An 18405-nucleotide genomic window follows, 5' to 3' on the forward strand; every position below is an offset into this window, starting at 1 on the left:
TGCGCGGGGGGCCAGTACTTCAGTGGCCTCCGCTGTTGTTGGCCACACTCTCGTAATTGCGGTCGTTGAAGGTTTCCACCGACAGCGCGCCCTCGCTCTTGGCCACAATCGCACTGACCACCGAATCACCGGTGATGTTGACCGCCGTGCGCGCCATATCCAGCAGACGATCCACACCCATGACAATCGCGATGCCCTCCAGCGGCAGGCCCACCTGCTGCAGCACCATCGCCAGCATGATCAGGCCCACACCCGGCACCCCGGCAGTGCCGATCGAGGCCAGGGTCGCGGTCAGGATCACGGTCAGGTAGCCGGTCAGGCCGATATCGATCCCGTACATCTGCGAGATAAACACCGTCGCCACGCCCTGCATGATCGCGGTGCCGTCCATATTGATGGTCGCTCCCAGCGGCACGGTGAAGGCGGCGATCTTGTTATCGACCCCCAGGCGCTTTTCCACCGTGGCCAGGGTGACCGGGATGGTGGCTGCGGACGAGGCGGTACTGAACGCAAACGCCATCGCCGGGCGCATCTTCTTGAACAGCTCCACCGGGTTCAGCCCCGACAGCAGTTTCAGCAACAGCGAGTAGATCCCCAGCGCGTGCAGCAGCAGCACGGACAGCACCACCAGGAAGTACTTGCCCAGCTGCAGCAGGAAATCGAATCCCAGCGTGGCAAAGGTTTTCGCCAGCAGCGCAAAGACACCGTAGGGCGCGAACACCATCAGCACGCCCACCATGCGCAGAATCACCTCGTTGAGGTCATTGAAGAAGGCCGCCATGCGCTTGCCCGGCTCACCGCAGCGGGCCACCGCGTAACCCAGCAGCAGCGCGAAGACGATAATCTGCAGCATATTGCCCTGCGCCATCGCCTCGATCGGATTGGTGGGGAAAATATTCACCAGCACGTCGGACAGCGGCGGCGACGCCTTGGCCTCGAAGGTGGCGCCCTTGGCCAGATTCATATCCACACCCACGCCCGGCTGGACCACCATCGCCACCAACAGTGCCAGCGAGATCGCCAGGGCGGTGGTCAACAGGTACAGCAACAGTGTCTTGCCGGCCAGCGGCCCGATGCGATGCCCCTCGGACAGCGCACAGGCCCCGCAGACCAGCGAAACCAGCACCAGCGGTACCACCATCAGTTTCAGCGACGCGATGAAGATACGCCCCACCACATCGAACAGGCCGCCGGTGAGATAGTTGTGGATAAAACTGGTAGCGCCGGCGCCCAGTACCTGACTGACATTTAAGAAATTGAACAGAACACCAACCACAATGCCAAGCAGCATTGCGATCAGGATGCGGGTGGTGAGTCCCATAGTGATTCGATTCTCCAGCAAGTAGGCGGGGCGCGGCGCTGCCGCAATTATTTTGTGCAAACCGCCACTATATCGGCAGCCGCGTGCTTGGGCAAAACCCCGCGCGCTGACAATCCTTACACCGCGCCGCCCAGCGGGTACAATAGCGGCTTTTGCACAGCGGAGTTTGCGTTGTATCACTCGCCTTTTGTGCCCGATGGCGACTGGCTGGCCCAGCCGCTGGAATCCCTGCACCAGCAGCCGCCCACGGTGCTGCTGCCGTGGCTGCAGCACCCCGGTTCGCTGACCGCGGCGCTCAAGCACCAGAGCGACAACCAGTTCCGAGTCCAGGTGTTGCAGCAGCGCTGGCTGCAGCCGAGCCCGGAGGAGCGCCGCGCGCTGGGGCTGCGCGAGCGCAGCCGCGCACTGGTGCGTGAGGTGCTGCTGTGCGGCCGTGGCCAGCCGTGGGTCTATGCCCGCAGCGTGCTGCCGCTGCGCAGCCTGCAGGGCAGGTCGCGCTACCTGCGCAGCCTCGATGAGCGGCCACTGGGAGAGCTGCTGTTCGGCGAAGCGGACATCCACCGCGGTCCGATTCTGCTCAACCGCCTCAAACGCAATCCGCGCAGCGATCTGCGCGAACTGGCCGGGGAGGGCGACAGCGCCTGGGGGCGCCGCTCGATTTTCTGGCTGCGGGACAAGCCGCTGCTGGTGGCGGAGGCCTTCCTCAGCGCCTTCCGCCCGCAGGCGGCACCGTTCGCCCGCAGCGGCGCCGGCACGGAACCAGTAACGGGGGAATAACGTGATCAGCCAACAACTGAATCGGCACTGGCCAACGCTGCAACCCTATTGGCAGCTGGCCCGACTCGACCGCCCCATCGGCTCGCTGCTGCTGCTGTGGCCGACCTGGTGCGCGCTGTGGCTGGCGGCAAAAGGCTGGCCGGGCCTGCACCTGTTCGCGGTGTTCACGCTCGGTGTGGTACTGATGCGGGCCGCCGGCTGTGCGATCAACGACTTTGCCGACCGGCGCATCGACGGCAGCGTCAAACGCACCGCCGCGCGGCCGCTGGCCACCGGCGCGGCCACCGCGCGCGGCGCGGTACAGCTGTTTCTCGGCCTCAGCCTGGTGTCGCTGCTGCTGGTGCTGACTACCAACCGCCTGACCATTCTGCTGTCGCTGCCGGCACTGGCGCTGGCCTTCTGCTATCCGTTCGCCAAACGCTACACCAACCTGCCGCAAGTGGTGCTGGGGGCCGCCTTCAGCATGGGCATCCCGATGGCGTTCGCGGCAGTGCAGCACACAGTGCCGCCGCAGGCCTGGCTGCTGTTCACCGCCAACCTGCTGTGGACCGTGGCCTACGACACCTTCTACGCCATGGTCGACCGCGATGACGACCTGAAGATCGGGGTCAAATCCACCGCGATACTGTTCGGCGAACTCGATCGCGCCATGACCGGGATGCTGCAGCTGCTGGTACTGTTCGCGCTGCTGCTGATCGGCACGCGCTTCGAGCTGGGGGCCGTCTACTACAGCGGCCTGGCGGGCGCCGCGGCACTGTTCGGCTACCAGCAGTGGCTGATCCGCGATCGGCAACGCGATGCCTGTTTTCGCGCATTCCTGAACAACAACTGGGTCGGCGCATCGGTTTTTGGCGGAATTTTTTGCCACTACCTGATCAACTGACCCCGGGTTTGGGGGCGGCCGCATCCTGTCATATATTTGTCACTGAAATGCCGTTAAATAATCGGTATTGGAAGTAGGCTATGGCAGGCAAATGCAAAGTAAAACGATTCTGATCGTCGATGACGAGGCCGCAGTAAGGGATATGCTGCGGGTCGCACTGGAAATGGCGGACTACCGCTGTATCGAGGCGGAAAACGCCCAAGAAGCCCACGCGCTGGTCATCGACGAGCGGCCCGACCTGATCCTGCTCGACTGGATGCTGCCCGACGTGTCCGGCGTGGAACTGGCGCGCCGCCTGAAGCGCGACGAACTCACTTCCACCCTGCCGATCATCATGCTCACCGCCAAGGGCGAGGAAGATCACAAGATCAAGGGGCTGGAGACCGGCGCCGACGACTACATCACCAAACCCTTCTCGCCGCGGGAACTGGTGGCACGCCTCAAGGCGGTGCTGCGCCGCGCCGGCCCCAGCCAGCCCGAGGAACCGCTGACCGCCGGCGGCCTGGTGCTGGATCCGCTCAGTCACCGGGTCACCATCAACGGCCAGGCGGTGGAGATGGGACCGACCGAGTTCCGCCTGCTGACCTTCTTCCTGTCGCACCAGGAGCGCGCCTACACCCGCACCCAGCTGCTCGACCACGTCTGGGGCGGCAATGTCTATGTGGAGGAGCGCACCGTCGACGTGCATATCCGCCGCCTGCGCAAGGCACTGGCCGTAGACGGTCACGACCGCTATATCCAGACGGTGCGTGGCACCGGCTATCGCTTTTCTGTGCAGACCGCCGAAAGAGTGTAAGATCGCGCGCAAATCCGCATAAAACGGCACGACTATGCTGGACCGCAGTATCGGCGAGTTTTCGCGCTTCGTTATCATCGCTCTCGGCTGCACCATTTTCGGTTTCGTTACCGATCGCTGGCAGCTCACGCTGATCCTCGGCCTGGGGGTCTATCTGGTGTGGGTATTCCTGCAGCAGACCCGCTTCGACCGCTGGCTCAGCAATGGCCGCCGCGGTCCGGCGCCGACCAACTTCGGCATCTGGGGCGATATCTCCGACGATTTCTACCGTATCCAGCGCCGCCACCGGCGCGAAAAGCAGAAGCTGCATGCGATGCTGCGGCGGGTGCAGGACAGCACCAGCGCACTGCGCGAGGGCATTGTGGCGCTGGAGGACGACGGCAATCTGGCCTGGTGGAACCCGGCCGCCGGTGAGCTGCTGGGCCTGCGCAGCGACGACGTCGGCCAGCCGCTGGTCAACTTCGTGCGCGATCCGGGTTTCGTGCGCTACATGCACAGCCAGGGCAGCAAATCGGAGCCGCTGACCATGCGCGCCCCCTATAGCGACGCCCGTATCCTGCAGCTGGAGGTAACGCGCTTCGGCCGCGACGAAGCGCTGGTGATCGTGCGCGATATCACCCGCCTGCACAATCTGGAGCAGATGCGCCGCGACTTCGTTGCCAACGTCTCCCACGAACTGCGCACGCCGCTGACCGTCATCGCCGGCTATCTGGAAACCCTCGAGGCCAGCGGCCAGGCGCCGCCCGGCTGGGCCAAACCGCTGACCCAGATGCACGAGCAGGCCGAGCGTATGACCACGCTGGTCAACGACCTGCTGTTGCTGTCGCGGCTGGAGACTTCCGAGCGCGACAGCGGTCGCGACAAAATCGCCGTACGCGAACTGGTGGAGCGGCTGGTGCGCGAGGCGCGCGCGCTGAGTGGCGGGCGCCACGAATTCAGTGTGGAGTGCGAACAGGACAGCGCGCTGATCGGCGACGCCACGGAACTGCACAGCGCCTTTGCCAACCTGGTGTTGAATGCGGTCAAGTACAGCCCCGCCGGCGGCGCGGTACAGCTGCGCTGGTGGGTCGACGGCCGCGGCGGCCACTTCGCGGTCAAGGACAGCGGTATCGGTATCGATCCGATCCACATCCCGCGCCTGACCGAGCGCTTCTACCGCGTGGACGCCGGCCGTTCGCGCGAGAGCGGCGGCACCGGCCTGGGGCTCGCCATCGTCAAGCACGTGCTGTTGCGCCACGGCGCCGAGATGACCGTGGACAGCACCCCCGGCCGCGGCAGTACCTTCACGCTGCACTTCCCGCCGCGCAAGCTGGTATCGGAAACCGCGGCCTGATTGCACACCCGTATACAGCTTCCTTCGGTAGGCGCCGGCGATGGGTCGGGAACCAATAACCGGGGCGAGTTATTCCAGCTCGCCCAGCGCCACTTCCTCGCCGTTTTTAACGTAGGTCACGCTCTCGCCTTCGCCCACCGCATTGCACTGGCGACGCAGGATCACGTGGTGCAGCTGCAGGTCGCCGTCGCGCAGCAGCAGGTGTTCGCGCCCCTCGTCGTCCACCGGCAGGGGGTCGGCGCCGACCAGCGCATCGCGCAGTTTGCGCAGGCGCGGCACGTCGCGGTAGCGGTTGAGGTCGTTGGACAGGCGCGTCTTCATGCGCTCGCTCTCGGCCAGCTGGCCGGCGGTCTCGCGATACTTGGCAAAGAAATACACCGCGCCCACGGCAAAGACCATGACCACACCGATTTGAAACCACTCAGGCATTACTGCTCCCCTCCGTTTCACTCACCCTGCGCCATACCAGCAACTGGTTGCTGGCCGGCAGGTAATTCAATTCCTCGCGCACGAGGCCCGCAGCGCGGGCCAGGCCGTCGAGCCACTCCAGCTCGCGGATACCACTGGCTGGGTCCCGCTCGCGCAACATCCGGTCAAAGTCCGCGTTGCTCGGACCGACGAATTCACCGTTGATCTTCACCGGACCGTAAACCACCAGCAGGCCACCGGGCAATAACACCCGCGGCAACTGGCGGAACAGCGCCTCCACCGCCGCCGCGGACATAATATGCAGCGTGTTAGCGCTAAAAATAGCGTCGACCGAAAGCGGCGGCCACTCGCCGCGTACATCCAGCGCCAGCGGCGCGTGCAGGTTCGGCGCCGGACACTGCGCCAGCCACGCGCGCACACCGGCAAGGTGTTCGGCGCGCTCGGACGTGTGCCACTGCAACTGCGGCAGGCGCGGGGCGAAGTACACCGCGTGCTGGCCGGTGCCGCTGCCGATTTCCAGCACCTTGGCGGCACCGGCAAACAGCCGTTGCAGCTGCGCCAGAATCGGCTCGCGGTTGCGCGCGCAGGCCGGTGCGTCCGGCAGTCGGGCGTCACTCACGCCGGCGCCTCGTCGCGAGTGAAGACCCAGTCACTGCCTTTCGACAGCTGCGCGTTGTAGCGGTAACCGGCCACATCGAAGTCTTTCAGTTGCGCGGCCTGCTTGATGCGCTGGTCGATCGCCCAGCGGCTCATCATGCCGCGCGCCTTCTTGGCGAAGAAGCTGATCATCTTGTACTGGCCGTTTTTCAAATCCTTGAAGTGCGGCGTGATGATGTCGGCATCGAGCACTTTGGGTTGCACCGCCTTGAAGTACTCGTTTGACGCAAGGTTGACCAGTTCGCGACTTTTTAGTGCATTTAGCTGCGCATTCAATGCATCGGTAATGCGCTCGCCCCAGAATTCGTACAGGTTTTTGCCGCGCGTGTTCGCGAATCTGGTGCCCATTTCCAGCCGGTAGGGCTGCATCAGGTCCAGCGGCCGCAGCAGGCCGTAGAGGCCGGACAGCATGCGCAGATGTTTCTGCGCATAGGCGAAGTCGCGCTTTTTCAGTGTCTCGGCCGCGAGCCCGGTGTAAACATCGCCCTTAAATGCCAGCAGGGCGGGGCGGGCATTGCGGTCGTTGAACGGGCGCTTCCACTGCTGGAAGCGGTCGTAATTGAGCGTGCCCAGCTTGTCGGAGATCTTCATCAGCGCGGAGACCTGCTGCGGGCTCATTTCGCGCAGTTCCTTGATCAAGGCTGCGGAATCCTTGAGGAAGTCCGGCTGGGTGGTGTCGAGATCGGGGATCTCGCTGTCGTAGTCGAGCGTCTTGGCCGGGGAGATAACAATTAACATCGGAAACCTTATCTGCGCTGGGGTTATTCGGGTTTGAGGATATCCTGCCACCAGTTAAGCGGTGTCTGCCCGTCCTGCGGATCGTAGACATTGCCGTAGTACCAGACACTGTTGGCACCGTCGCACACGCTGTTGAGGATTTTCTCGATATTGGCGAAGCCGCAGCTGACGTGAATGCTGTACACCAGCAGGCGCGGACTCTCCATATCCAGCTCGCCACCGAGCTTTTCCAGCTGCGGCGTCAGCTGGTCGGACAATGCGGTGCTGTTGTTGCGGCAGAAGACACGCACCGCCAGGTTACCCGAGCGCTTGAGCAGCTCGAACGCCTGCTTTTCCCGGTCCACCTTGATGGTATCGCCGCTGGCAATACCCTTGATAAACGCCGGCGAGCGCACCAGCTGGCAGCTGTCGTCCTCGTTGACGCGCACCTGCATCCGCTCCACCACTGGCTCGCCATCCGCATTGGTACCGGCAAACAATTCGATAATCTGCAGTGCCGTCATAACCTCGCTCCCCGGACTGTGTAAAATGAATCTCTATAAGACCGAACATTATACAGGGAGGCAGCGATGATCTCGCGCACGTTCAAAATCCACTCCATAGCCATGGCCGCTACTTTCGCGCTGCTGGCCGGCTGCGCCGTCAACCCGGTGACCGGCAAGAAGGAGCTGTCGCTGATGTCGCAGAGCCAGGAACTGGCCTTGGGCGCGCAGCAGTACCCGATCAACCAGCAGGAACAGGGCGGCAAGTACATCCTCGACAAGTCGCTGCAGGACTACGTCAACCGCGTGGGCCAGAAGCTGGCGCGGGTTTCCGACCAGCCGCGGCTGCCGTACGAGTTCGTGGTGCTGAACAACTCGGTGCCCAACGCCTGGGCACTGCCCGGCGGCAAGATCGCGGTCAACCGCGGTCTGTTGACCATGCTCGATGACGAATCGGAGCTGGCCGCCGTACTCGGCCACGAGATTGTGCACGCCGCCGCACGCCACTCCGCCGCCGCCATGTCCCAGCAACAGCTGCTCGGTGCCGGCCTGGCAGTGCTCGGCGCCACCACCAAGGACACCGGCTACGGCGACCTGATCAGCCTCGGTGGCCAACTCGGCGGCAATGCGTATATCGCCCACTACAGCCGCGCCAACGAGTCCGAGGCCGACCAGTACGGCATGAAGTACATGGCCGCGGCCGGCTACGACCCGCAGGGCGCGGTGCGCCTGCAGCAGGAGTTCGTCAAGCTGTCCAAGGGCAAGCAGGCCGCCGGCCTGCAGGCACTGTTCGCCAGCCACCCGCCGTCCCAGGCGCGGGTCGACGCCAATATCGAACACGCCAAACAGCTGCCCAGGGGCGGCGCCACCAACCGCGCCGCCTACCAGCGAGCCATCGCCCAGCTGAAACGCGACGCCGACGCCTACAAGACCTACGACCAGGCGGTGGCCGCAGTCGGTGACAAACAGTACGACCGCGCCCTCAGCCTGGTACGCCGCGCCCAGCAGCAGCAGCCGAAAGAGGCCGCCTTCTACGCGCTGGAGGGCGACCTGCTGACGCAGAAGAAGCAGTACCAGAACGCCTACAAAGCATACGACCGCGCCGTGCAGAAGAACCCGGGACTGTTTTCCAACTGGCTCAAGCGCGGTGTGGTAAGCGCCCAGCTCAAGCACTATAGCGATGCCGAGCGCGACCTGAACCGCTCACTGGGCTACCTGGAAACGCCCTATGCGCACTACTACCTGGGCCAGGTGTACGAACGTCAGGGCGATAACAAAGACGCCTACAGCCACTACCAGACCGCCGCCCAGTCCGGCGGCGATATCGGCACCAAGGCGCAGGCGCGTATGGAAGCGCTAGGTGCGCAGGGGTAAGCGGTAAGAAAAAACCAGTGATTGCAACGATTCACCACCGGAATAGAGAAGTCCGGCGCGATTGGCAGGACCAGGAAAATCCGGACATATAATCGCAACGAAAAAAGGAGCCGCGAGGCTCCTTTTTTCGTTGCGAAACTCGCATCACATCTGCACAGTTAACCCCAGCGAGTATTTGTCGTAGCTGTCGTAAAAGCCCTCACCGCTGGTGCCGTAATTGAACTGAAGCGCGACATTTCGATTAAAGAAATGCGATACCCCAATCCCATAATCTTTTTGATTCGAGGCATACACGCCGAAAGATGTGACCTTACTGAAGTAGTAATCGGCCCGCGCGGAGAAATTGCTGTCGTTGTCGTCGGGGTCAATCAGGGAAAAATTCAAGGCTAGGTAGTGATCATCACCGAGATCCTTGAAATATTTAGATGAAAATGACGGGAGATGAAACTGGTCGTCCGTCCTGAAATGAAAACCGAGATAATCGGTACCATTGAGTTGATAATTATATTTCGCGTCGGCAAAGAAAGTGGTGTCGCCCTCATAAGTATAGCTTTCAAGCTTTACCAAAAGGTCTGGATTGAAAAAATAGCCGGCAGCCGCAGTGTAGAAGTTGCCGCCCTTTATATTCTGAATTTCGCCACCGAACATCAGGTTGCCGGTATAATACTCGCCGCCGGCCGTTCCGATATCCGTATCAGAATCGTCCCTGGAATAGCCGCCGTAGACATTACTGATTCTATTGATATATTCGAATTCATTAAGCGGTCCCTCCGTCACCCGCGGGCCGAAATAATAGGTTGATCCGAGGTTATAATTTTCTGTCTTATACGTAGAATCCCAACCGGAGAGATTGTATTGCCGACTGGTCTGGGAAAATGCGGCCTGCGAAAAGGATCGATATTCTTCGGCTGATGCGGATATCGAAAGAACTGCCACCGGCAGCACGGCGAAAACAAATTTCAGTTTCATTGAAATTTCCTTGTTTTATAACTTTTCCAAACTGACTGCCCACCTCCGGCAATCACCTGCTTTGTGACAAGCATTGAACCGGCTTTCTCCATCTATCGATAAAAAATGCGGTGGCTGCGATAAAAAGAGCCGTGTAGCGGTTCACTCGAGGTTTACGATAAAAAACATGTAACGAATGTCACGAAATACAGCCACTGTCCGCGGCCGGCGAGGATGGAGGTGATAATCTATATAAAGTATCTGCAAACGAAGCAGCGGCAATCAGCACTGCGGCGCGGAAGAGGACGGCATCACCACCCACTCGGGGTCCTCAAATTCACCCAGCGGCCGAATCTCCACAAACGGCGCGGCACTGCGGATAATCGCCGCGATATCCGGATCGTGCTGTTGTTCCATCGCATCGCGCTCGGCCTTGCTGTGCCAGCTGGCAATGGCGATCAGGGTGTTCGGGTCGCCGATCTTGCGGTGCAGTTCGGTACCGCGGGCGCCGGGAGCGCGCTGGATCAGTTCGGAGGCGCGCACCCAGGCATCGGCGTATTGCTCGGCGGTGTGGCCCGGCTTGATATGGACTTCAAAGAGGTACTTCACGGCGCAACTCCCTAATCACGGTCTGTCTCGCGGTAAAGTGTAGAGCAGAAAAAAGGCCGCTTGCAGCGGCCTTTTTTATTGCTCTGGTGTAATCCGGCTCACAGCTTGCGCAGGTTGTCCTCGTTGCCGTGGCGGATATCCGTACCCTCGACCAGGTACACCACCTGCTCGCAGATATTCTTGGCGTGATCGCCGATACGTTCCAGTGAACGCAGTGACCACAGCACGTTGATCACGCGGGAGATGCTGCGCGGATCTTCCATCATGTAGGTGACCAGCTCGCGCACCGCGGTGCGGTAGTCCATATCCACCTGTTCGTCTTTGGCCAGGGTCTCCATGGCGGAGCGCACGTCGAAGCGGGTGTAGGCGTCGAGTGAATCGTTGAGCATCTTGCGCACTGCATCGGCGATATGGCGGATCTCGGTGTAACCGCGCGGGGCGGTGCCTTCGTCGGTGAGGGCGATAGCCATCTTGGCGATCTTACTGGCTTCGTCGCCGATCCGCTCCAGGTCGCGGGCGATACGGATCACCGACATCACCATACGCAGGTCGGAGGCGGCCGGCTGGCGCTTGGCGATGATCAGCGTCGCATGCTCGTCCAACGCCATTTCGCGGCGATCGATCTCTTCCTCGATCTTGAGCACCTTCTCGGCCAGTTCGCTGTCGGCGTTGGCCAGGGACTCCACCGCGTCGGCCACCTGCTGGGTGACCAGGCCGCCCATCTCCAGCATCTCGGTCTTGATGCTTTCGAGGTCTTCGTTGAATTGGCGGGAGATATGTTGGTCGAAATTCATTTCCATGGCGGTTGTTCTCAGGGAATTGGGGCCTCAGCCGAAGCGGCCAGTGATATAGGCCTCGGTCAGCGCGTGCTGCGGGTTGGTAAAGACGGTCTCGGTATCATTCACCTCCACCAGGCGGCCCAGGTGGAAATAGGCGGTGCGCTGGCTGACCCGCGCGGCCTGCTGCATCGAGTGGGTGACGATGGCGATGGTGTACTTCGCGCGCAGCTCGTCGATCAGCTCCTCGATACGCGCGGTGGCGATCGGGTCCAGCGCCGAGCAGGGCTCGTCCATCAGGATCACTTCGGGGCTCACGGCGATGGCGCGGGCGATACACAGGCGCTGCTGCTGGCCACCGGACAGGCCGGTGCCGGGCTTGTCGAGGCGGTCTTTCACTTCGTTCCACAGGCCGGCGCGGCGCAGGCTGTCCTCGACGATTTCATCCAGCTCCGCGCGGCGGCTGGCGATGCCGTGGATCTTGGGGCCGTAGGCGACGTTGTCGTAGATGGACTTGGGGAACGGGTTGGGTTTCTGGAACACCATGCCCACACGCGCGCGCAGCGGTACCACATCGACCTTGGGGCCGTAGATCGGCTCGCCATCGAGGGTCAGGTCGCCCTCGACCCGGCAGCCCTCGATGGTGTCGTTCATGCGGTTGATGCTGCGCAGGAAGGTGGACTTGCCGCAGCCGGACGGGCCGATCATCGCCACCACCTCGTTGCGGCCGATGTCCAGGCTCACATCGTGAATCGCCTGGGCCTCGCCGTAAAAGACATTCACGTTGCGCATGCTCAACTTGGCGCCATCGCAGAACGGCTGGCCGACGGTTTCTTTGACCTGGGTTGCCACTGTCTCTTGTTCCGGTGTTGCGGGTTGCGCGGGCGCTGCGGCGCCGGCGTCTAGGGTCATGGTGTTCATAAACAATCCCGTTATCTTAGCACTCGCGGTGCGGTGCGAGGCTGGGTGGGGCGGCGTTGTTCGGGGCACAAGGTGAATACATCCATGTACGCTCGTAAGCGGCATCCCTGCCTCATACGGCCCCGAACAACGCCGCCGCGCCCAGCTGGCAAGTTTGGTGGTCAGACTACCAGCGGCGCTCGAGTTTCTTGCGCAGCCACACGGCGGCGCCGTTCATCGCTATCAGGAAGCTCAGCAGCACCATGATCGCGGCAGAGGTGCGCTCGACAAAAGCGCGCTCGGGGCTGTCGGCCCACAGGAAAATCTGTACCGGCAGTACCGTGGCCGGGTCGGTGACGCCGCCCGGCACATCGACGATAAACGCCACCATGCCGATCATCAGCAGGGGCGCGGTCTCGCCCAGCGCCTGCGCCATGCCGATGATGGCGCCGGTGAGCATGCCCGGCATCGCCAGCGGCAGCACGTGATGAAACACCACCTGCATGCGCGAGGCGCCCATACCCATAGCCGCCTCGCGGATCGACGGCGGTACCGCCTTCAGCGCCGCGCGGCTGGAGATGATGATGGTCGGCAGCGTCATCAGTGTCAGCACCAGGCCGCCGACCAGTGGCGCCGAGCGCGGCAGCTCGAAGAAGTTGATGAAGATCGCCAGCCCCAGCAGACCGAATACGATCGACGGCACCGCGGCGAGGTTGTTGATGTTGACCTCGATCAGGTCGGTCCAGCGGTTTTTGGGCGCGTATTCCTCGAGGTAAATCGCCGCGGCCACCCCGATCGGGAACGACAGCGTCAGGGTCACCAGCAGCGTCAACAGCGAGCCCACCAGCGCCGCGCGGATACCGGCCTGTTCCGGCTCGCGCGAATCGCCGTGGGTGAAGAAAGCAGTATTGAAGCGCTGTTTCAGCTCGCCGCTGGCCAGCAGCGACTTGATCCAGCCGGCCATCTGTTCCGAGGTGCGCCCGGCAAAACTGTCTTTGTCGCCGTCGAGACTCTTGACGAAGTTGTCCACATCGTCGTCGGCGGCCAGCCACACCGTCTCGCTCTTGCCCAGCAGTTCCGGGTGTTCCTCAAGGCGATCGCGCAGCGTAAACGGTGCGCCGCTGGACACGATCGAGTAGAGCTCGCGCTTGGCGCTGCGACCGCTGACATCGGGGAAGTGCGCGCGCAGGGATTTGCGGATCATGCCGGTGAAGTTGGCCCAGGCCAGGCTTTCGTGATCGACCTTGTCGATGCCGAGCACCGCGGGGTCGTAGTCGACCTTCAGCTCGATCGCGGTCTGCCACAGCGCGCCGCTGCCCTTGCCGATGATATCGGCAAACAGCACTGCCACCACCAGCACACCAAACGCGATGCTGGCGATACCCAGCGCGCGGAAGATTTTTTCCTGGCGGTGGCGCCGTGCCAGCCCCTGCTCGATGCGCGCGCGCACGCTCGGCTGGCCGTTGTCTCTGGTCGAATCAGTCATACTGTTCCCGATATTTTTTCACGACGTGCAGGGCGATGAAGTTGAGCACCAGCGTGGACAAGAACAGCATCAGGCCCAGTGCGAAGGCAGCCAGTGTCTTGGGGCTGTCGAATTCCTGGTCGCCCACCAGCAGGGTCACGATCTGCACGGTGACGGTGGTGACGGATTCCAGCGGGTTGGCAGTCAGGTTGGCGGACATGCCGGCGGCCATGACCACGATCATGGTCTCGCCGATGGCCCGCGATACCGCCAGCAGCACGCCGCCGACGATGCCGGGCAGGGCGGCCGGAATCACCACCTTGCGCACGGTTTCCGATTTGGTCGAGCCGAGGCCGAGGGCGCCGTCGCGCAGCGACTGTGGCACCGCGTTGATCACGTCGTCGGACAGCGACGACACAAACGGAATAATCATCACGCCCATCACCAGGCCCGCCGCCAGCGCGCTCTCGCTGGAGGCGTGCAGGCCCACGGCGGCGGCGGCATCGCGGATGAATGGTGCCACGGTCAGGGCGGCGAAAAAGCCGTACACCACCGTGGGCACGCCGGCGAGGATCTCGATCACCGGCTTGGCCAGCGAACGCACCCGCGCACTGGCGTACTCCGCCAGATAGATGGCCGACATCAGGCCCACCGGCACCGCCACCAGCATGGCGATTGCCGACACCATCAGCGTACCGGTAAACAGCGGTACGGCGCCGAAGGCACCGCTGGAACCCACCTGGTCGGCGCGCAGCGCCATCTGCGGGCTCCAGTGCAGGCCGAACAGGAATTCGGTCAGCGGCACCGCGTGGAAGAAGCGCAGCGATTCGAACAGCACCGACAGCAGGATGCCGACGGTGGTAAAGATGGCGGCGCAGGCGCAGGCGATCAGCACCGCCTTGAGGATCGATTCCACTTTCTCGCGCGCGCGCAGCTGCGGCGAGAAGCGCAGCAGCGCAAAGGCGCCGAGGCCGATGGCGAGGAGCAGCGTCAGCGCCGCTTGCAGTATATTGCCGCGCTGGCGCAGCGCCGTGAAATGGTCGGCGGCGGCCTGCAATTGTGCCGTCGGCTCGCCCAGCAGGTGGCCGGCGGCGAGGTTCTGGACCTTGGCGTAGAGCAGGTTTTGCCCGGCGACGGTGTCCGGTTTGTCGGCAACGCCGTGCAGCACCAGCGCGCGGATGATGGCATCGTCGAGCAGCAGCCAGCCACCCAACAGCAGCAGCGCCGGCAGGCCACACCAGATCGCCGTGTGCAGGCCGTAATAACTCGGCAGCGCCGCCAGGCTGCGCAGGCCGCCGCGACCGCGGGCGGCGGTGACCGCGCGGGTAAAGCCGGTGCCATAGGCCACCAGCACCAGCAACAGCAACAGGGCGAAGAGGGTGGAGGTTTGCATCGATTCGCTCAGACCAGAGGTTGTTTGCCGGGCATTATCCGGACTTTTGACTCAATTTGCATGGTGCCGCTGCCAGACACTTCTTACTTTTGCCGGCTGCGCGCGCAATTGGCCAACCGACAAAAGTAAAAAGCCAAGCCCGGAGGCTTGGCTGGCAATTCCATTTACCGCTACAGCTTCGTGCTTAAATTTTTCTTACTTCTGCGCCAGGTTGCTGAGCGTGGTCAGCTTGTGCACACCGGCCAGTACTTTCTGGCGCTTGGCGGCGGGCATCGGGATCATGCCCTTGTCGGCCAGGTAGCCGTCGTCGCCCCAGGCGCGCTCGCTGGTGAACTCGGCCAGGAAGCGCTTCATGCCCGGCACTACGCCGACGTGGGCCTTCTTCACATAGATGAACAGCGGGCGGGAAACCGGGTAGCTGTGGTCGGCGATGGACTCGAAAGTCGGCTCCTGACCTTCAATCAGGGAACCCTGGATCTTGTCGGTGTTCTGGTCCAGGTAGCTGAAGCCGAAGATACCCAGCGCGGCGGGATCGGCCACCAGCTTGTTGACGATCAGGTTGTCGTTCTCGCCGGCCTCGATGTAGGCGCCGTCTTCACGCAGAGTCTGGCAGGCGACTTTCTTGTCGTCCTTGCTCATCTTCTCGATCATCGGGATGGTCTCGCAGCCGTGCTCCATCACCAGCTCGGCGAAGGCGTCGCGGGTACCGGAGGTGGGCGGCGGGCCCAGGACTTCGATCTTCTGCGCCGGCAGGGTCGGGTTGACGTCCTTCCAGGTCTTGTACGGGTTGGCTACTAAAGTGTCGGAACCGTCCGGGTTCGGCACTTTCTTGGCCAGGGCCAGGTACAGGTCCTTGCGGGTCAGCGACAGGCGCTCGGCACCCTTGGCGTTGGCGATGGCGATGCCGTCGAAGCCCACCTGCACCTCGACCACGTCGATGCCGTTTTTGTGGCAGTTGTCCAGCTCGGACTGCTTGATGCGGCGCGAGGCACCGGTGATGTCCGGAGTGTTCTCACCGACGCCGGCACAGAACAGCTTCATACCGCCGCCGGTACCGGTGGATTCGACCACCGGGGTGTTGAACTGGGTGGAGCGGCTGAAACGCTCGGCCACAGTGGTGGTGAACGGGTATACGGTAGAAGAACCGACAATGCTGATATGGTCGCGGGCCGCCAGGGCTACCTGGGATGCGGCGATGGTCATGGCCGCCAGGGCCGAGGCCACTACTTTCTTGTTCGCGAAGCGCTTGTTCATGGATGACTCCGGTGGATGGATTTCTCGTTTCCAATATGGGACGCGGCGATGCTAGGAACAACGGGTGACGATTCTATGAATGAAAGATGACAAACAGGTTACAAACGGTCCCCGGGTGCCGCTGGCACCGCCCCGGCGGAGGCGGTAGTCTTAGCCGACAGCCGGTGTACCGGTGATACAGAACAATAAGATGGTGTGAGAGCTTTCCCATGTCCCCCTTGATTCGTTGTGCCCGCGGCCTGGACAGGCTGGCCGCGGCTTCCGGACGCCTGCTCGGCTGGTTCACGCTGGCAATGGTGCTGCTGCAAAGTGCCGTGGTGATTCTGCGCTACGGCTTTAACGGCGGCTCGGTGGCGCTGCAGGATGCCGTGGTCTACCTGCACGGCGCCGCCTTTATGCTGGGCCTGGCCTATGCGCTACAGTGCGATGCCCATGTGCGCGTGGATGTGTTCTATCGCACCATGGGCGAGCGCGGCAAGGCGTGGGTCAATGCGGTGGGTACACTGATATTCCTGCTGCCGCTGTGCACCTTCATTTTTGCCGGCAGCCTGCAGTTCGCCGCTGCCAGCTGGGCTGTGCACGAGGGCAGCGGCAGCGCCGGCGGCCTGCCCGGCGTGTTCCTGCTCAAAAGCCTGATTCCACTGGCGGCGCTGACACTGGCGCTGCAGGGGCTGGCGCAGTTCGGCCGCGCCCTGGCGCAGCTGATGCAGCCCGCTGACCGACCGGCCCCACCCGCCGCCGATCGCGCGGCCACGCCGGTGGCCTCCGCCGAGGAGGTAAGCGCGTGATCGAGCTGATCCCCCTGCTGATGTTCGCCGCCGTGTGTGCGGCGCTGATGTTCGGCTACCCGGTGGCCTTTACGCTCGGCGGCACCGCCCTGCTGTCCGCCGGCCTCGGCATCGTGTTCGGCGTCTTCGACCCGGAACTGCTGCGCGCGTTTCCCGACCGCCTGTACGGCATCATGCAGAACGGCACCCTGATGGCGGTGCCGCTGTTTGTACTGATGGGCGTGATGCTGGAACGGGCGCGTATCGCCGAGGAACTGCTGGTCAACCTCGCCAAAGTGTTCTCCGGGCTGCCGGCGGGCATGGCGGTGTCGGTGGTGGTGGTGGGCGCGCTGCTCGCCGCGAGCACCGGTATCGTCGGCGCGACGGTGGTGACGATGGGCCTGATGTCACTGCCAACCATGCTCAAACGCGGCTATTCGCCGAAGTTAGCCACCGGAACCATCTGTGCCACCGGCACCCTGGGACAGATAATCCCGCCGTCGATCGCGCTGGTGTTGCTCGGCGACACCCTGTCCAACGCCTACCAACAGGCGCAGCTGAACGCTGGCATCTTCAATCCGCAGCCGGTCAGTGTCGGCGACCTGTTTGTCGGTGCCATCATCCCCGGCCTGCTGCTGGTGCTGGCCTATATCGTCTACCTGCTGCTGGTGGCCAAGCGCGAGCCGGCGGTGGCGCGCGCAGCGGCGGAGGAGGTGGACTACCTGCAGACGATCAAGAGCCTGGTGCCGCCGATCTCGCTGATGCTGCTGGTGCTGGGCTCCATCATCAGCGGCGCCGCCACGCCCACCGAAGCCGCGGCCGTGGGGGCGCTGGGTGCCGGGTTGCTGGCGCGCAGTCGCCGTGCCCTGAGCTGGGCGCGCGCCGGCGAGGTAGGGCAGAGCACGCTGCAGGTCACGGCGATGGTGTTCGCGATCCTGATCGGTGCCTCGCTGTTCTCGCTGGTGTTCCGCGGCTACCACGGTGAGGACCTGGTCACCGACCTGTTCCAGAGCCTGCCCGGCGGCGTGGTCGGCGCCACGCTGCTGGTGATGCTGATCATCTTCCTGCTCGGCTTTATCCTCGACTTTATCGAAATCACCTTCGTGGTGGTGCCGATCGTCGGCCCGGTACTGCTGGCGATGGGGCTGGATCCGGTGTGGCTGGGGATCATGATCGCGCTGAACCTGCAGACGTCCTTCCTGACCCCGCCGTTCGGCTTCGCGCTCTTCTACCTGCGCGGGGTGGCGCCGGCGGAAGTGGCCACCGGCGCCATCTACCGCGGTGTGGTGCCGTTTATCGCGATCCAGCTGCTGGTGATGTGCCTGCTGGCGCTATGGCCGGCGCTGGCCACCTGGCTGCCGGGAATCATGGCCGATTAGGGTGTATTTTTGGCCAAAGGCGGCTGGTTAAAAGCTGGTCAACTTGTGCTAGAATGCGCCACCCGCGCGGGCCGCCGAATCAGGTAGGGCGCCGCGGGGGCCAATAAATCTAACAATCCGCGAG

At 63.1% G+C, this 18405-nt stretch carries 19 protein-coding genes; 7 read left to right on the forward strand and 12 right to left on the reverse strand.

Going from position 1 to position 18405, the window contains the following annotated elements; all coding sequences use genetic code 11:
• Window positions 1–19 precede the first annotated feature (19 nt).
• Window positions 20–1321 carry a dicarboxylate/amino acid:cation symporter gene (locus ABDK11_RS19505; RefSeq protein ID WP_346838204.1) on the reverse strand — a complete coding sequence of 434 codons (1302 nt, stop codon included), beginning with the start codon at window positions 1319–1321 and terminating at the stop codon, window positions 20–22.
• 171 nt (window positions 1322–1492) lie between these two features.
• Here ABDK11_RS19505 and ABDK11_RS19510 point away from each other — a divergent pair, with 171 nt between their 5' ends.
• From ABDK11_RS19510 to phoR, 4 genes are all read left to right on the forward strand, one after another.
• Window positions 1493–2098: a chorismate lyase gene (locus ABDK11_RS19510; RefSeq protein ID WP_346838205.1), complete on the forward strand. Its 606-nt coding sequence runs from the start codon at window positions 1493–1495 to the stop codon at window positions 2096–2098.
• A gap of 1 nt (window position 2099) precedes the next feature.
• Complete coding sequence (gene ubiA / locus ABDK11_RS19515; RefSeq protein WP_346838206.1) at window positions 2100–2981, forward strand: 4-hydroxybenzoate octaprenyltransferase; 882 nt, start codon at window positions 2100–2102, stop codon at window positions 2979–2981.
• A 91-nt stretch (window positions 2982–3072) separates the two neighbouring features.
• On the forward strand, window positions 3073–3777 hold the full coding sequence (gene phoB, locus ABDK11_RS19520; RefSeq protein WP_346838207.1) for a phosphate regulon transcriptional regulator PhoB: 705 nt from the start codon (window positions 3073–3075) through the stop codon (window positions 3775–3777).
• A 34-nt stretch (window positions 3778–3811) separates the two neighbouring features.
• Window positions 3812–5110 (forward strand): phosphate regulon sensor histidine kinase PhoR, encoded by a 1299-nt coding sequence (gene phoR / locus ABDK11_RS19525; RefSeq protein ID WP_346838208.1) that lies wholly within the window; start codon window positions 3812–3814, stop codon window positions 5108–5110.
• 69 nt (window positions 5111–5179) lie between these two features.
• On the opposite strand, the gene ABDK11_RS19530 is transcribed toward phoR, so the two are convergent.
• The 4 genes from ABDK11_RS19530 to ABDK11_RS19545 are packed head-to-tail and all read right to left on the reverse strand — an operon-like array spanning window position 5180 to window position 7437.
• Window positions 5180–5539, reverse strand: a complete 360-nt coding sequence (locus ABDK11_RS19530) for a hypothetical protein (protein ID WP_346838209.1) — start codon at window positions 5537–5539, stop codon at window positions 5180–5182.
• Window positions 5532–6158 carry a DUF938 domain-containing protein gene (locus ABDK11_RS19535; protein ID WP_346838210.1) on the reverse strand — a complete coding sequence of 209 codons (627 nt, stop codon included), beginning with the start codon at window positions 6156–6158 and terminating at the stop codon, window positions 5532–5534. Before ABDK11_RS19535 ends, ABDK11_RS19530 begins: the two co-directional genes overlap by 8 nt.
• Window positions 6155–6934 carry a peroxide stress protein YaaA gene (gene yaaA, locus ABDK11_RS19540; RefSeq protein WP_346838211.1) on the reverse strand — a complete coding sequence of 260 codons (780 nt, stop codon included), beginning with the start codon at window positions 6932–6934 and terminating at the stop codon, window positions 6155–6157. Before yaaA ends, ABDK11_RS19535 begins: the two co-directional genes overlap by 4 nt.
• Before the next feature lie 23 nt (window positions 6935–6957).
• Window positions 6958–7437 (reverse strand): DUF4265 domain-containing protein, encoded by a 480-nt coding sequence (locus ABDK11_RS19545; RefSeq protein WP_346838212.1) that lies wholly within the window; start codon window positions 7435–7437, stop codon window positions 6958–6960.
• A gap of 66 nt (window positions 7438–7503) precedes the next feature.
• Here ABDK11_RS19545 and ABDK11_RS19550 point away from each other — a divergent pair, with 66 nt between their 5' ends.
• A complete protein-coding gene (locus ABDK11_RS19550; protein ID WP_346838213.1) occupies window positions 7504–8790 on the forward strand; it encodes a M48 family metalloprotease in 1287 nt (428 codons plus the stop codon).
• A gap of 144 nt (window positions 8791–8934) precedes the next feature.
• Here the strand turns inward: ABDK11_RS19550 and ABDK11_RS19555 are convergent, their stop codons facing one another.
• The 7 genes from ABDK11_RS19555 to ABDK11_RS19585 all read right to left on the reverse strand — a co-directional run bounded on the left by ABDK11_RS19555 (window position 8935) and on the right by ABDK11_RS19585 (window position 16135).
• Entirely contained in the window at window positions 8935–9759 is an 825-nt protein-coding gene (locus ABDK11_RS19555) for a putative porin (protein ID WP_346838214.1), read from the reverse strand.
• A gap of 261 nt (window positions 9760–10020) precedes the next feature.
• Window positions 10021–10347 carry an antibiotic biosynthesis monooxygenase gene (locus tag ABDK11_RS19560; protein WP_346838215.1) on the reverse strand — a complete coding sequence of 109 codons (327 nt, stop codon included), beginning with the start codon at window positions 10345–10347 and terminating at the stop codon, window positions 10021–10023.
• A gap of 98 nt (window positions 10348–10445) precedes the next feature.
• The gene (gene phoU, locus ABDK11_RS19565; protein WP_346838216.1) at window positions 10446–11147 is read right to left on the reverse strand and encodes a phosphate signaling complex protein PhoU; all 702 of its coding nucleotides are present in this window, start codon (window positions 11145–11147) and stop codon (window positions 10446–10448) included.
• A 27-nt stretch (window positions 11148–11174) separates the two neighbouring features.
• Entirely contained in the window at window positions 11175–11915 is a 741-nt protein-coding gene (gene pstB / locus ABDK11_RS19570; RefSeq protein ID WP_346840220.1) for a phosphate ABC transporter ATP-binding protein PstB, read from the reverse strand.
• Window positions 11916–12210: 295 nt separating this feature from the next.
• Window positions 12211–13509, reverse strand: a complete 1299-nt coding sequence (pstA, locus tag ABDK11_RS19575) for a phosphate ABC transporter permease PstA (RefSeq protein ID WP_346838217.1) — start codon at window positions 13507–13509, stop codon at window positions 12211–12213.
• Complete coding sequence (gene pstC, locus ABDK11_RS19580) at window positions 13502–14881, reverse strand: phosphate ABC transporter permease subunit PstC (RefSeq protein ID WP_346838218.1); 1380 nt, start codon at window positions 14879–14881, stop codon at window positions 13502–13504. The genes pstA and pstC overlap by 8 nt, the downstream gene beginning before the upstream one ends.
• Window positions 14882–15076: 195 nt before the next feature.
• On the reverse strand, window positions 15077–16135 hold the full coding sequence (locus ABDK11_RS19585) for a PstS family phosphate ABC transporter substrate-binding protein (RefSeq protein ID WP_346838219.1): 1059 nt from the start codon (window positions 16133–16135) through the stop codon (window positions 15077–15079).
• Window positions 16136–16344: 209 nt separating this feature from the next.
• Between ABDK11_RS19585 and ABDK11_RS19590 the strand changes: the two genes are divergently transcribed.
• Both ABDK11_RS19590 and ABDK11_RS19595 read left to right on the forward strand, forming a co-directional pair.
• A complete protein-coding gene (locus tag ABDK11_RS19590; protein WP_346838220.1) occupies window positions 16345–16923 on the forward strand; it encodes a TRAP transporter small permease subunit in 579 nt (192 codons plus the stop codon).
• The gene (locus tag ABDK11_RS19595) at window positions 16920–18281 is read left to right on the forward strand and encodes a TRAP transporter large permease subunit (RefSeq protein WP_346838221.1); all 1362 of its coding nucleotides are present in this window, start codon (window positions 16920–16922) and stop codon (window positions 18279–18281) included. Before ABDK11_RS19590 ends, ABDK11_RS19595 begins: the two co-directional genes overlap by 4 nt.
• Window positions 18282–18405: the final 124 nt, after the last annotated feature.

The sequence above is a fragment of the Microbulbifer sp. SAOS-129_SWC genome, assembly GCF_039696035.1.
Classification (GTDB): Bacteria; Pseudomonadota; Gammaproteobacteria; order Pseudomonadales; family Cellvibrionaceae; genus Microbulbifer.

Excerpts from the sequence above, each read along its gene's own strand:
- phoU (WP_346838216.1), bottom strand. The coding sequence starts at position 11,147 with ATGGAAATGAATTTCGACCAACATATCTCCCGCCAATTCAACGAAGAC.
- phoR (WP_346838208.1), top strand. The coding sequence starts at position 3,812 with ATGCTGGACCGCAGTATCGGCGAGTTTTCGCGCTTCGTTATCATCGCT.
- ABDK11_RS19530 (WP_346838209.1), bottom strand. The coding sequence starts at position 5,539 with ATGCCTGAGTGGTTTCAAATCGGTGTGGTCATGGTCTTTGCCGTGGGC.
- ABDK11_RS19545 (WP_346838212.1), bottom strand. The coding sequence starts at position 7,437 with ATGACGGCACTGCAGATTATCGAATTGTTTGCCGGTACCAATGCGGAT.
- ABDK11_RS19585 (WP_346838219.1), bottom strand. The coding sequence starts at position 16,135 with ATGAACAAGCGCTTCGCGAACAAGAAAGTAGTGGCCTCGGCCCTGGCG.
- pstA (WP_346838217.1), bottom strand. The coding sequence starts at position 13,509 with ATGACTGATTCGACCAGAGACAACGGCCAGCCGAGCGTGCGCGCGCGC.
- pstC (WP_346838218.1), bottom strand. The coding sequence starts at position 14,881 with ATGCAAACCTCCACCCTCTTCGCCCTGTTGCTGTTGCTGGTGCTGGTG.
- pstB (WP_346840220.1), bottom strand. The coding sequence starts at position 11,915 with ATGCGCAACGTGAATGTCTTTTACGGCGAGGCCCAGGCGATTCACGAT.
- ABDK11_RS19555 (WP_346838214.1), bottom strand. The coding sequence starts at position 9,759 with ATGAAACTGAAATTTGTTTTCGCCGTGCTGCCGGTGGCAGTTCTTTCG.
- yaaA (WP_346838211.1), bottom strand. The coding sequence starts at position 6,934 with ATGTTAATTGTTATCTCCCCGGCCAAGACGCTCGACTACGACAGCGAG.
- ABDK11_RS19505 (WP_346838204.1), bottom strand. The coding sequence starts at position 1,321 with ATGGGACTCACCACCCGCATCCTGATCGCAATGCTGCTTGGCATTGTG.
- ABDK11_RS19550 (WP_346838213.1), top strand. The coding sequence starts at position 7,504 with ATGATCTCGCGCACGTTCAAAATCCACTCCATAGCCATGGCCGCTACT.
- phoB (WP_346838207.1), top strand. The coding sequence starts at position 3,073 with ATGCAAAGTAAAACGATTCTGATCGTCGATGACGAGGCCGCAGTAAGG.
- ABDK11_RS19590 (WP_346838220.1), top strand. The coding sequence starts at position 16,345 with ATGTCCCCCTTGATTCGTTGTGCCCGCGGCCTGGACAGGCTGGCCGCG.